The sequence below is a fragment of the Marinobacter goseongensis genome, assembly GCF_023156235.1.
Classification (GTDB): domain Bacteria; phylum Pseudomonadota; class Gammaproteobacteria; order Pseudomonadales; family Oleiphilaceae; genus Marinobacter; species Marinobacter goseongensis.
The window spans coordinates 1-11,621 of the sequence record NZ_JAKZAI010000040.1; the positions used below are offsets into that span (position 1 = coordinate 1).

Sequence of the window (11,621 nt, forward strand, 5' to 3'; positions counted from 1 at the left end):
TTCTGTGGCCTGACGGCCACTCGGAGGTGGGTCAAAATTAATGGCCAGTAGTGGGTCATTTTAATTGGCCACTAACAAGCTGGAACAGTTAAAGGCCAAGCCTGAGCTCCAGCGCGTTGTATTGCTTCAGTTGATCTACCAAATCCAGCAAGAGATGTACCTGGGCACCCGAGAACAACGCAAGGTAATGATCATCGATGAAGCGTGGTCGTTGATCGGGTCTGACTCAGGGGCGGTGGGTGACTTCGTCGAAACCGGTTACCGGCGATTCCGGAAGTACAACGGCTGTGCGATAACCATCACCCAGGGGATTAATGATCTCTATAACACATCCTCTGGCGCGGCCATTGCCGAGAACTCTGCGACAACCATGTTGCTCAAGCAGAAAGGGCAGACCATTGACTCTATCCGCCAGCAACAGCGATTACCGCTGAACAATGCAGGTTACGACCTGCTCAAAACGGTACACACACGTCCAGGTCATTACTCAGAAATTTTCTTTTTGACGGATGCGGGGGCAGGTATCGGACGTCTGATTGTATCTCGCTTCCAGCAGTTGATGTACTCAACTAATCCCAACGAGGTGTCCCAGATCGAAGAGCTGATGAGAAACGGCCTGAGCTTGAAAGACGCCATCGACAGTATCGTGCAATACGAACGTTCGCAGGGCTACGGAGTCTAGGAGGCAACATGGCGGAATCGACTGGAGGCATCAGTAAAACCAATCTGTTCTTAATGCTCGTTTGCGCTGGTGTCGTAGCGTGGCTGTATGGAAAAGAGCTTATCGTTGACCGGCTGGGTATTGATCCGGCCATTTTAGGTCTTGAGTTGCAAACACCAGAGCGACAGGCTGAAGCCATCGATACGCCTGGCCCCATTGATCGGTCTGTTGTTCCCATCCAGGGCATCGTTGTCATGGACATGGAGCTGTACATGAACGATCCCGAAGTCGTACGTCAAAAGCTGACGCCAGATCAGGTACGAACCAAAGCTGCAGAGCTTGCGCGGGATTATGCAGCCAAAGGCTATGCGGTGTTGATGCGCTCCGATACGGTGGCTGTGCCAGCGAATGCAATTATCCCCCTTTTTGAATGAGCGCAAAGCCTTCTTTGCCAAAAGCGCTGCGCTGGCGTTGGTTTTGGTGGTGGGTGTCAGCTATTTTAATTCTCGTTATCTGATCACCTTTGATCGACAAGCGGAGCCATGCTTTGAGTGGCGGCTTTTCATTGTCGACACTCAGAACAAAACCCCAAAACGAAACGATCTGGTGGCGTTTCGGGCACGCGGCATGCAACCGGCGCTTGAGGATGGTGAGCTGGCGGTGAAGCAAGCGGTCGGCATGCCGGGTGATACCGTTGAGGTCTCCGAGACTGTGACCCGTATCAATGATCAGCCACGCTTCCGCAGCGGGTTGTACCTGCTGGATAAACTCGATGGACGGTCAGCAGCGGATTTTACTCGTGTTTTGCAAATCAGCGAGGGAAACTACTTTGGTATGGGCTCTATGGAGTCCAGCTTCGACTCTCGATACTGGGGTTTCATCCATGCTGACCAAGTCGTTGGAGTCGCTGTACCTATATATTAATCAAGGATAACCTCATCCTTGGAATGATCCCAGGCCTTGAGAACCTTTTTAAGCCAGGGGTCATGAGGTAAGCCCCAGTGAAGGTATCTTTTGCGGCCATTATTGCAGCCTGTGCAAAGAACCTGGCCGTTGGTCATAACTGTTTTTCCGCCAACTCTCCAAGGAATTTTGTGGTCTATCTCCAATCTATGTAGTTCGCCAAGCTCTGACGCCGTCGAGCCACAGGCTTGGCACCGATGTTGGTCACGTTCCAGGATGGCTGTTTTGAGCGTGCCAATGAAGTTTCGATTATTAGAATATCTTCTGTAATCGTTGTTTCTCTGGGCCGTTTGTAAAAGACCAAGCTCTGCCGCTTCATTACGTTGATTTATGGTGTCAAGAGAACGCAAAAATCGTCGGCTCACTCGAACTTTTTTGTAAACTTTTACTGTGGTGTGCCTGAGATCTAGGAGGCCTTGAAATAATAGAGCGTCTTCTTTCTCAAGGTCTCCCAAGTTTTTTTCCGGGCTTTGGCCCCGGATGAGCCAAATATTGTTGTGGGCGTAGATCATGTTCCGAAGGCAGAACCACACGTAATCACGCGCAGCTTTCATAAACAACGGTGACTCAATCCTAAGCTCTAATTGAGAAGCGTCTGCATCATCGCATGGATACCCGAGATCCAGTATAACTGTCTCCGACAATTTCGAAACGCTCGCATCCATCGAGCTGCATTTCCATAGATCGCGCATTAACTTGACGAAGGATATGTCCAAATACTTCATCATTGGTTCTAACCAAGCGTGACCAGGAGTAATCAGCCGCGGCTCCCAGTGAGCATAATGGATGCGTGAAATGTTTCTGACACATTGGTAGATGACTAGCATAGACTGTGGATCGTTTTTCGCTCTGTCTAGGTACTCAGTGGCTAGATTTCTAAACCCTCGGCTCCCCACTCTTGCCTCGCTAAATGCTTTTATTGGATATAAAGAATAACATGCTCCACTCAAGTACAACGTACAACTCGCTGCGACGTAGAGATTAGTTTTTAAACCCCGATTTAAACCCATGATTCTGTGACACGCCGCCGGCTGGGCGGAATACCATAGGTGTATTCGTACGCGCTTTGGGATTCTCATGCCTGGTAGATTTTCTTTTTTTGGCTTGTTGTTGACGTTCACCTCATTAGGGGCAGTCGCTCAGACACCGGAAGAACCGTTTGATTTTTCAGCCGTTCAAGAGAAGGCCCGATCAATTCAGGAAAACGCAGCGTCGTACTTGGACGAAGAAACGATTAATCAGGTCCGGTCTATAGACGTTGAGCAATTTCGAGATGAGCTGGAAGGCATCAATACAGAGGCGTTCGAGCGGATCGCGTCCGAGGGGATAGACCAATTGGAAGGCTTTGGGCGCTTCTCAAAAGAACGGATTGAGGCCACGAAGCAGTTAATGCAGGAACGTAGGGCCACCGGTGACACTGCATCTCCATTGCTTCATGGCCGGTCAGAGACAACTGTTGTGTTCATCAGCAGCTCGTTACCAAGGGCCCAGTTGCGAGAGGCGCTTTTAACCATTCAGAAAACGCCTGACACCGTCGGCGTTGTTCGAGGCTTACTGCCAGGCACAACCTCTATTCCAGAAACCGTACTGGCTCTGAAAAACCTGATTGACGGCGCCGACCTCGATGGCGTGGCACCCAGTGTCTTCATCGATCCCACCCTGTTTAGTGACAACGCTGTTACGACGGTTCCAACCATTGTCCACTATGACGGTAGATCACCCGTGGCCCGGGTGTCTGGACTGCCAAACGCTGAGTTCCTTAGAAGCGAAGTCCAAGATGGACAAACGGGTGATTTGGGCACGTTCGGAGAGGTCTTCGAGGTTGTTGAGGTCAATCTGATTGATGAGATGAAGCGACGAGCAGCGGCTTTGGATGGTGAGGAGATCATGCGCAATGCCAATAACCGCTTTTTTGACCATCAGCCCCGATTCACTCTCCCCAAAGCTCAGAAGACAGCATCGTTTACCGTCGATATGTCTATCCGTGCTGACGAGGATGTCAGGGGACTGGATGGTGAGTTGATCGTGAAAAAGGGTACGAAGTTCAACCCACTTCGTGCGATTGATCTTCGTCAGACGATTCTGGTGTTCAATCCAGACATGGAGGGGCATGTGGAGTGGGCAGCCTCGGAAGGCCAAAAAAGTCTGGGTAAGGGGCTGATGCCGGTTTACTTGGCAACACACATACCCAAAGGCAGCTTGGATTCACCTTGGGATAACTTGAGAGCTATTAATGCGCAGTTGCCCGGGGGTGATCTGAAGGTCACCGATCGAACCGTGATTTCCCGCTTTCAACTCAAACGAGTGCCGTCCCGGCTTGTTCAGTCCGGTGAGGTGATGACCCTGACCGAAGTGCTCATTTCAAAGAGCGAGGAGGACAATTGATTAAAGCCTATTTAATAGGGTTGGTGTTTTTTCTGACATCCTCTTTAGCGCATGCCTTCTCGGATAACGTGTGTCAGCCCATCAATGTTTTTGAAAAGCTGGTAAACGATGTGTGTTGGTCATGCATGCTCCCGATCAAGATTGCTGGTGTGGACGTTGGTGGCAGCGCACCGCGCGGTTCGGTAGATGCACCAATTTGTGCGTGTAACAGCATCATTCCAGGCGTTACCTACGGAGCGTGGTTTCCAACACACATCGTAGAGGCGGTAAAAATACCAGGGTGCCAGCCATCACTGGGTGGCATTATGATCCCCTTAGGTGACTCTAGTGCGCTGGGGAACTCCAATATGGGGGCCGAAGCAGGCGATAAGAAAGCATTCCGCCACTTGCATTATTACTCATTCCCAATCGCCGAAATGCTGCAACTTGTTGCTGGGTGCAATGAGAGCGTATCTATGGATCTATTGCAGGCAACTGAGGTACTCCCGACCTGGAATAACGACTTATTAGGGTTAGTCCTGAATCCCGAAACCATGCTATTTGCGAACCCTGCAGCGGTGATGGCATGTTCAGCCGAGGCAGCTACGACTGGTGTGGGCGGAACACAGCCTATCGAGCAGCTTTTCTGGTGTGCAGGTAGTTGGGGCACCATTTACCCCCTCACTGGCAGCATAGAGGATCCAACCAGTGCCGCCGATACAACAGGGTTGCAAGCAACACGTTTGATCGCTGTGATGCACAGATTAGGGCAGGCCCGAAAGACAATGGGCGATAGTTGTCGGAATAGTATCTGGCCGGTTCTGCCTAAAAACCAATACAAGCTTCAACACTTTCATCCGTTGGCGGAAAGTACAGGCAACCATTGGATTGGAGAGAGCTCCTATCGTTGGGGTATGCACCGAAAGCAGCTTACGAATCAAAATTACCTCAATTTGGTATGGCGCTGGAATGACTGCTGCGTGGAGCCGTTATGAGGCGACTTCTTCTTACTGCTGTAATTGGTGCTTTGGTAGCGGCTCCCGTTAAGAGCGAGAACTTTCAGGATGAGGCTGAGGCAGCCGCAGCATCGGTTCGTAACTCAATGCAAGGCGGCGAAAACGGCATCTCGTTCGGCGGGATGAAGATCGATCAGGATACTGCGGGGTTTGGCGATTTGGACGCCGGCGATAAACAGCTGGTGGAGCGTTTGAAGTCCAGGGCCGGGTCTGACAGTACCGCCATTACGCGCGGCTTGGATCCGGCGTTGGGCACTGGCGGTACCGAGATGGTGCAGGGCAAGTCGTACAACTCCGACATTATGAATTCGATGAAGGAAGCGAAACCTCGTGTAGAGTCCATCGACTTGTCCGAATACGAAGACGGTGGATTGATATCAGAAGGGCAGTTGCTGCAGTTTGGCGCTGAGAGTGTCTTCGGGGGGTGTCGAGAAGTTACAACCACGAAAACCGTTATTACCCGTAAGGCGCGGACCGAGAGGCGATCGTGCCTCCGGAGTTCCGAGCTCGTCCTGAAATCGTGTGAGGTGACACGAAAGCTGAGCATGCTATCCAATAAAAAAACGCGTTATGGGTACCCTTTTTCGTACACCAACAATTCTGAGCCATGGAAGGGGGATGCACAGTGCCTCACGATACTTCGTCAACGGGAGGAGTTTGAAGCACGGGGGTGTAAATACGATGTGTATGCGTTTGCCCCAAGCTCGCTTACATTTATTAATGATGGGGACGGTAGAGAAACAAACGTTAATAAAACGTTCCCCATAGACTATAAAACCGGAAAGCCAATCTATGAAAGTTTTGGTATGCCGCCAGGCGGCTTCGGTAATAATTTGTCATCCCGGATTAAGGTTAGAAGCGTCGAGTGCCCAGCACCTGGTGGTTCAGTGAGTTTTGGCGGAATAACCAGCTTTGTACAGCCTGAGAACAACTGCGAGAACCAGAACTTTGCCGGTTGCAACCTGGCATCGATCAACTGTATCACTGAAAAGGACACCCCCTTCGGAAAGCAGTGTGTCGAAGAAGAGCTCGTTTATGAGTGCCGGGTGCCCGGATCTCAGAAAACAAAGGATGTAACTCGAACAGAGCTTATCTGTGGCACCGACGACGATATCTACTGCGTCGACGGCTCGTGTTTTAACCAGGTTGAAGAGTCCAACCCGGACTTTGGAAAAGCCGCGGCTATGTTAAGCGCCGTGCAGGCTATCGCCACACACATGGAGTGCTCAGACCCTGAGGATCCCAAAACGTGTCGGGTTTTTGAAGGGGAGGAGTTGGCGTGTCGAAAAGGGCATAACGGTTTCCAAGCGCTGTGGGACTGCTGCGACATTGGTTCGGGCGAGAATAAAATCAAGTCTGATGACTACATAAAAAGTATCGTTGAAGCCGGGGCTAACTTCTCTGTAGCAATGTTCAAGGACGGGGTGAACACGTTCTTTGATGCTGCCAAAGGGATTATTCAATTTTTGGTTCCCTGTAATAAAGATGAGATGAAGCTTGCCACAACAAGCACCGTTGATGCTCGCGTTTATCTTGGACGGCGATGTGGTGCTAAAGCGGGATCTGGGCCATTTAAGTTTTGTATTCGACGCGATTCACACTACTGCTCTTGGGAGTCGCCGCTGGGCCGAATCATTATGGAACAGGCGAATCCGCAGTTTGGCCGTTCATTTGGCGGACCAGGCTATGGCAATTGCCGAGGCTTAACGATAAACGAAATTCAGACGCTCGATTGGAACGGCCTAGATCTTAGTGAATGGGCGGATATGATGCTTGAGGCGGGGGCCGCAGACGCCCCTGGACTTAGTGTGGATCCAGCTAAGGTCAACGAAAACCTGTTGAACCCACAGCGCGATCCTGAACCGCTCCCGGGCTTTCCGATCAAAAAGGATCCATTTAAAGGGCAATAAAGAGGAAATCCCCGACCAGGACATGGCCGGGGAGCTTTGTTAGCCAGCGGCCTGCGCTTTCGCAGCAATTTGCGGTGTCTGTTCGCTGGCAGAGGATATGTTCGCACCCGTTTCTGAGGACGCTTCGGAACCTTCTTCAGACTTTCTGGAGCTTACCTGAGGCGTGTCGCCGTCAATGTCGGTCGGCGCGTCTTCTTCCGCCTTGGCTTGATCCATCATTTTGAGCCCCTTACGAGCCCGTTCCGCATTATGCCGGAATCGGTTGCTCTGCTTGCGCATTGCCTCGGACCACCGTCGATCGACATCCAACTTCTGACGCAGAGTCAGCACCTGTGCCATCCAGAGCGCGTCCAGCATTTGACAAATCTTGTCCATGTGGACCAGTGCATCCAGCATCCGAGAAGCTTCCGGGCTGGTACAAAGCACATCAAATGTCTGTGGGTTGGTGTACTCGAGGTCTTGCTTCACCGCGTATTCCTTGTGCATAACGGTGAGACGTTCTACCTCTTTGTTCATGCTCTCTTCGAGCCCTTCAATAGAGTCAGAGACGGCTTGGAGCAATTCGTCTACCAACTCTACGTTGTCCACCATGATCGGCAGACTGACGGTGATGTTGTACAGATTCGCGTTCATCACCTCGAAATACTTTTTGAGCGCACGCTGAGCGCTTGGGGTATTGAGCGTGACACTTCGTTTAAAGCCTGCACGGCTGGTTTGATTCTGGGCGGGTTTCGCCTCAGCGGCTACTGACGTGGCCATAGTTGTTCTCCCATTGGTTTGACTTGCCCGTTCACGTTACCCGACTTTGGAGGGCGTCTTTCACAAGAAGACACGGAAAAACGGCCCTCTTGTTGTGAAATGGAGCGCTTTCTCAATGGCACACTAGGAGCATATTCGTTGCCTCTGGCAACAATATGGCAGGCCACCAGCCCGTGGTGGTTGGGAGCGTTTCGGCGTTCTCCGCTCATTTTGAGTGTCTAACCTCGACTCTGCATCCCGCAGTCGTCAATCAACCTGGAGATATCCCATGAAATCACGCAACAAAGTCGAACTTATTGGCAACGTCGGTCAGGATCCGGACATCCGTGCTACTGGATCTGGCAACACAGTGATCAATCTGTCCCTTGCTACCGATGAGTCCTATAAGGATCGCAACACCGGCCAGATCGTCGCGCAGACGGAATGGCACAAAGTGGTGCTTTTTGGGAAGGTAGCCGACGCGTTGGCACCTTATCTGAGAAAGGGCAGTCGTTTGTTCATTGAGGGAAAACTTAAAACCCGCAAATGGGACGACAAAAACGGCACCACGCACTACAGCACCGAAATTGTTGTGGACATGAACGGTGAAATTATTCTGCTCGATGCTCGACAGGATAACGCCGGACAGCGCCCGCAACAGCAATCTCAGTCGTCAATGAACGGTCATAACCGTATGCCGACCGGTGGGCACTCAGCTCCTCCGGCAAACTACGAGTCAGACCCGTTCGCGTACGACATGCCTAACCACTAAGCCATTAATCTCACCCCCCTCAATTGAGGGACTCGCTAGTCCCTGATTGAGGCCGTCGCCTCCAGGGACTTTTGCGTCTATAACCTGGAGCCTGACTATGAGTATCACTGTTCTTAAACCCAATGGCGAAGCGTTTGATTACAGGAAAGTGTCTGAGCGTCTGCCAGCCTTTCTTGAAGCGTTTCCGCTGGACGAGGGCTATCGCATCGTCCGCAGCCACAGCACCTACGTTGAGAAATGCCCCGGTTTGACGCGACTCTATGAGGCTGCGATCAATCAAGGTAAGTCCATCTATGAGGCTGGCCTGCCGGAGCTGTCCAACACGGTCATCTTTGAAGCCGCGCTCTATCACAACAGTGATCTGATCGCGAACGCATCCTCCGCTAAGGTGGTTGTCAGCTACAAAGATTGGGAGTGTGGGGAGACAGCGGCATTCCAACGCCTGATGGCCGCTTGTGGTTTCGGTGGCGAGCTTCTCGACATCGATGGCGAGGCTGATCTAAATGATCAGAACCTTCGCGTCACAGCGTCTGACTGGGACACCAAAAAGGCGAATAAACCTCGCCGGAAGCCGAAGAAGAGCGAAACTCCCGTTTCTGCGCCTAAGTCTGCGCGAGCAGACGCCAATGCAGAATCCGCAGTAACACACGACGAACCGGCCTCCACGACCCCTCAAGCTCCAGTTCAACAACCCGTTGTTGAAGAAGAGTTCGAAGAGGTTGTGCCGGCGGAGCCCATTCAGTCTCAACTGATCACGGTTCTTAACCAGCTTGCACGCGGCAAAGGTGTACCTGTACCGCAGGTGCGCAATAACCAGGAAGCCCGAGCGGCTATCCAGGAATTGAAGCGCGCAGGCTGATCGTCAACGCAACCTTTTAAAACCACCCATCCGGGGATGTTCTCGTCCCCGTGGGGCGTGGCATCCCTTCACCATTTGGAGCGATGTCATGTTTGATCTCATAAAGAAAATGAAGCTGGCCGATCTGGTACCCACTGGAAACGGCTGGTTTGACGGGCAGACCCGGGTTGGAAGTCACCTTCTGAAGGTAACAGTACAGCTCACCGCTGGCGGATACGTCCGTGTTCGCAAAGCACAACTGATCCCATTAACCGTTGCCAACGTGGCGTAAGGAGTTCTCATGTCGAATGTCTTCATGAAAGTCCGGCCATCCGGCGTGCTGAAATACGACGATTGTCCGCGTGCTTATAAGTACCAGTATGTTGATCGTATTCGCACTGAAACCACTTCGGTGAACCTTCCGTTTGGCACCGCTGTCCATGACGCGTGTACCAGCTGGCTGATTGCCGATTCCACCGGCAAGACTGTCTCTATTGCGGATATCTTCCGTGAGGGATTCCAGAAAGCGTTGGATACTAAAATCGTATCCTTTCCGCAGGACAAGCTGCCCGAAGACCTCTTCAAGATGGGGGAGGCTTTGGTCACGTCGTTTCCTGCGGCTTGGACCGATAGCGGTCTCAAGGTGCTGATGGATAAAGATGGTATGCCGATGGTGGAACGTCGTCTGGAAACCGAAATTCGTCCCGGTGTCGTGCTATCTGGCCAACCTGATGTGGTTGCCGTAGACGCGCAGGATCGTGTGGTGGTCCCAGATATCAAAACGCCCGCTCAAAGTTCTGACGAGGTGTTTGCAGCGGCTTCCGAGCAGCTGACAAGCTACCAGCTCTTGCTGGAGGATCCGAGCGTTGTGGCCTTCACCGGTCGCAAAAAGGTGGATCGCGTCGGATTTTTTGAGGGGATTAAGCGCAAAGTTTCACGTACCGGAAAGGGCCCGACCTGGGAGCCACCGATTCTGGTGGATGCTCGGTCGGACTCGGACATCGACGATCTGAAGTGGAAGATCCAGGCGATGGCTGCGGACGTTGAAGCTGGGGTATTCCCTAAGCGTCCCCGAATGGCGTTTAACTCACCTTGTACGATGTGTGACTACGTCGGCTTGTGCCACCGCGGAGATAAATCCGGGCTCATATTTTCTACGTCCGACACGGACAATGGAATGGATGAGTTGATGGCGGCGGCTGACGCGCTGTAACGAAAACCCACCGGCTTTCTGAGCTGGTGGGTTTTTTATTGGATGCTTGCAGTTATCCGATAATATGGAAAATACGAAAGGACGACTGATACCAAGGCGCACGGCTCATGTTTTCTCGCAAATTTTATAATGAACGCCCCGTTATTCTTTGGCCACTGGTGCTGGTCATTATTCTCCAGGTCATATACGTGGTGGCAGAGGTGGGGTTTAACGCCAGTTTGCTGAACTTGGCCACCGGCGCGACTGAGGCGGAGGCATCGCTTGACGATCTTGAGGTTTTTGGGCGAGTGTTTTCCGGCATAGGGTTAGGGCTCATGATATTCGCCGCTCGTGCAGGGCGTTTACCTCTCAATCAGTATGCCACAACGGCGGTCGTGCTAAGGCTTGTCTTGAACGCAGCAATTATTTTTCCGTTGTCAATCTACGGAATGTGGAATGTACAAAAATGGTTGATCGACGATGTGGTCATCGCAAACGCAAGCAAAGAACAGCGCCAGGCAGCTAGATACGTCCAATACCTGGGGCCTGCCATGCGTTATGGGCTTGTTAGCATAGACAGCCTTTCCCTTGATATACAAAATCTGGATCGGCCGGATACAAAGACCGCCTTAACATTGCTGGCCCCGGGGCTATTGTTGAATGATCGCGTCGTTCTTCAGATTGCCAGGTCAGTCCCCGACGTTGTCTCAAAGTTAATGGTTATGGCCGCTGAAGGCTCGATGGATGAGTCATTTCGGGCATTTAAAGATCAAAGTCGGGAAGCCGAGAGACTCTGGGCTCTTTACCAAAAGAGTTTGAATGCTTTACCGGCCAAGGCAGCAGAGGCCGGCTACGAGCCGGAAGCGCGTAAGGTTGCCAATGCTGTAACTAAGGCATACCTCAAATACGCTCGCAAACAATCCAGTCATTGGAACAAAATAGGTGGTCATGTTCTTCGCAGGGTTAACAATCGATACTTTTCGTGTAAGGCGGCCTATGATCCTCAGCTAGGTGGCGTTATGCGATTGGCGGGCGCTTGCAAAAAAACCAGCGCAGAAAAGTGGTTTGCTGACGACAGAGAGCCTGTAAACCAAATTGTGTAACTGCCCACGAGTGAGTAATCTTTTCAAAAGGATACCATCGTGGGTACACAAGTGGATCAAGAAA

13 protein-coding genes are annotated in these 11,621 nt (G+C 51.7%); 11 read left to right on the plus strand and 2 right to left on the minus strand.

All coding sequences use genetic code 11. The features are described from left to right. Positions 1–64 precede the first annotated feature (64 nt). Genes MLC70_RS17625 through lepB form a run of 3 tightly spaced genes read left to right on the plus strand, consistent with a single transcriptional unit; the run spans position 65 to position 1,585 of the window. Positions 65–682, plus strand: coding sequence for a TraG/VirB4 family ATPase (locus MLC70_RS17625; RefSeq protein ID WP_248185698.1), 618 nt, complete (start codon positions 65–67; stop codon positions 680–682). Positions 683–690: 8 nt separating this feature from the next. Further along, a complete protein-coding gene (locus MLC70_RS17630) occupies positions 691–1,095 on the plus strand; it encodes a hypothetical protein (protein ID WP_248185700.1) in 405 nt (134 codons plus the stop codon). Continuing rightward, positions 1,070–1,585 (plus strand): signal peptidase I, encoded by a 516-nt coding sequence (gene lepB / locus MLC70_RS17635; RefSeq protein WP_248185702.1) that lies wholly within the window; start codon positions 1,070–1,072, stop codon positions 1,583–1,585. Before MLC70_RS17630 ends, lepB begins: the two co-directional genes overlap by 26 nt. Here the strand turns inward: lepB and MLC70_RS17640 are convergent. Next, positions 1,582–2,136: an HNH endonuclease gene (locus MLC70_RS17640; protein ID WP_248185704.1), complete on the minus strand. Its 555-nt coding sequence runs from the start codon at positions 2,134–2,136 to the stop codon at positions 1,582–1,584. The two genes, lepB and MLC70_RS17640, sit on opposite strands and share 4 nt — an antisense overlap. Before the next feature lie 565 nt (positions 2,137–2,701). Between MLC70_RS17640 and MLC70_RS17645 the strand changes: the two genes are divergently transcribed. Genes MLC70_RS17645 through traN form a run of 3 tightly spaced genes read left to right on the plus strand, consistent with a single transcriptional unit; the run spans position 2,702 to position 6,914 of the window. Next, positions 2,702–4,009, plus strand: a complete 1,308-nt coding sequence (locus tag MLC70_RS17645) for a TrbC family F-type conjugative pilus assembly protein (protein WP_248185706.1) — start codon at positions 2,702–2,704, stop codon at positions 4,007–4,009. Beyond that, complete coding sequence (locus tag MLC70_RS17650) at positions 4,006–4,983, plus strand: TraU family protein (RefSeq protein ID WP_248185707.1); 978 nt, start codon at positions 4,006–4,008, stop codon at positions 4,981–4,983. Before MLC70_RS17645 ends, MLC70_RS17650 begins: the two co-directional genes overlap by 4 nt. Beyond that, entirely contained in the window at positions 4,980–6,914 is a 1,935-nt protein-coding gene (gene traN / locus MLC70_RS17655; RefSeq protein ID WP_248185709.1) for a conjugal transfer protein TraN, read from the plus strand. The genes MLC70_RS17650 and traN overlap by 4 nt, the downstream gene beginning before the upstream one ends. 39 nt (positions 6,915–6,953) lie before the next feature. Here the strand turns inward: traN and MLC70_RS17660 are convergent, their stop codons facing one another. After that, the gene (locus tag MLC70_RS17660; RefSeq protein ID WP_248185710.1) at positions 6,954–7,673 is read right to left on the minus strand and encodes a hypothetical protein; all 720 of its coding nucleotides are present in this window, start codon (positions 7,671–7,673) and stop codon (positions 6,954–6,956) included. A gap of 268 nt (positions 7,674–7,941) precedes the next feature. On the opposite strand from MLC70_RS17660, the gene ssb reads away from it, so the two are divergent. The 5 genes from ssb (at position 7,942) to MLC70_RS17685 (ending at position 11,557) form a co-directional block, all read left to right on the plus strand. Beyond that, positions 7,942–8,424, plus strand: coding sequence for a single-stranded DNA-binding protein (ssb, locus tag MLC70_RS17665; RefSeq protein ID WP_248185713.1), 483 nt, complete (start codon positions 7,942–7,944; stop codon positions 8,422–8,424). 97 nt (positions 8,425–8,521) lie between these two features. After that, a complete protein-coding gene (locus tag MLC70_RS17670) occupies positions 8,522–9,283 on the plus strand; it encodes a hypothetical protein (RefSeq protein WP_248185714.1) in 762 nt (253 codons plus the stop codon). 88 nt (positions 9,284–9,371) lie between these two features. Next, a complete protein-coding gene (locus MLC70_RS17675; RefSeq protein ID WP_248185716.1) occupies positions 9,372–9,554 on the plus strand; it encodes a hypothetical protein in 183 nt (60 codons plus the stop codon). Positions 9,555–9,563: 9 nt separating this feature from the next. Continuing rightward, positions 9,564–10,475, plus strand: a complete 912-nt coding sequence (locus tag MLC70_RS17680; RefSeq protein WP_248185731.1) for a RecB family exonuclease — start codon at positions 9,564–9,566, stop codon at positions 10,473–10,475. Between the two features lie 107 nt (positions 10,476–10,582). Next, positions 10,583–11,557 carry a hypothetical protein gene (locus tag MLC70_RS17685; RefSeq protein WP_248185734.1) on the plus strand — a complete coding sequence of 325 codons (975 nt, stop codon included), beginning with the start codon at positions 10,583–10,585 and terminating at the stop codon, positions 11,555–11,557. Positions 11,558–11,621 lie beyond the last annotated feature (64 nt).

Bases quoted from the DNA above. Each gene is read 5' to 3' on its own strand.
- MLC70_RS17685 (WP_248185734.1), top strand. From the start codon at position 10,583: ATGTTTTCTCGCAAATTTTATAATGAACGCCCCGTTATTCTTTGGCCA.
- ssb (WP_248185713.1), top strand. From the start codon at position 7,942: ATGAAATCACGCAACAAAGTCGAACTTATTGGCAACGTCGGTCAGGAT.
- MLC70_RS17630 (WP_248185700.1), top strand. From the start codon at position 691: ATGGCGGAATCGACTGGAGGCATCAGTAAAACCAATCTGTTCTTAATG.
- traN (WP_248185709.1), top strand. From the start codon at position 4,980: ATGAGGCGACTTCTTCTTACTGCTGTAATTGGTGCTTTGGTAGCGGCT.
- MLC70_RS17670 (WP_248185714.1), top strand. From the start codon at position 8,522: ATGAGTATCACTGTTCTTAAACCCAATGGCGAAGCGTTTGATTACAGG.
- MLC70_RS17640 (WP_248185704.1), bottom strand. From the start codon at position 2,136: ATGATCTACGCCCACAACAATATTTGGCTCATCCGGGGCCAAAGCCCG.
- MLC70_RS17680 (WP_248185731.1), top strand. From the start codon at position 9,564: ATGTCGAATGTCTTCATGAAAGTCCGGCCATCCGGCGTGCTGAAATAC.
- MLC70_RS17675 (WP_248185716.1), top strand. From the start codon at position 9,372: ATGTTTGATCTCATAAAGAAAATGAAGCTGGCCGATCTGGTACCCACT.
- MLC70_RS17660 (WP_248185710.1), bottom strand. From the start codon at position 7,673: ATGGCCACGTCAGTAGCCGCTGAGGCGAAACCCGCCCAGAATCAAACC.
- MLC70_RS17645 (WP_248185706.1), top strand. From the start codon at position 2,702: ATGCCTGGTAGATTTTCTTTTTTTGGCTTGTTGTTGACGTTCACCTCA.
- lepB (WP_248185702.1), top strand. From the start codon at position 1,070: ATGCAATTATCCCCCTTTTTGAATGAGCGCAAAGCCTTCTTTGCCAAA.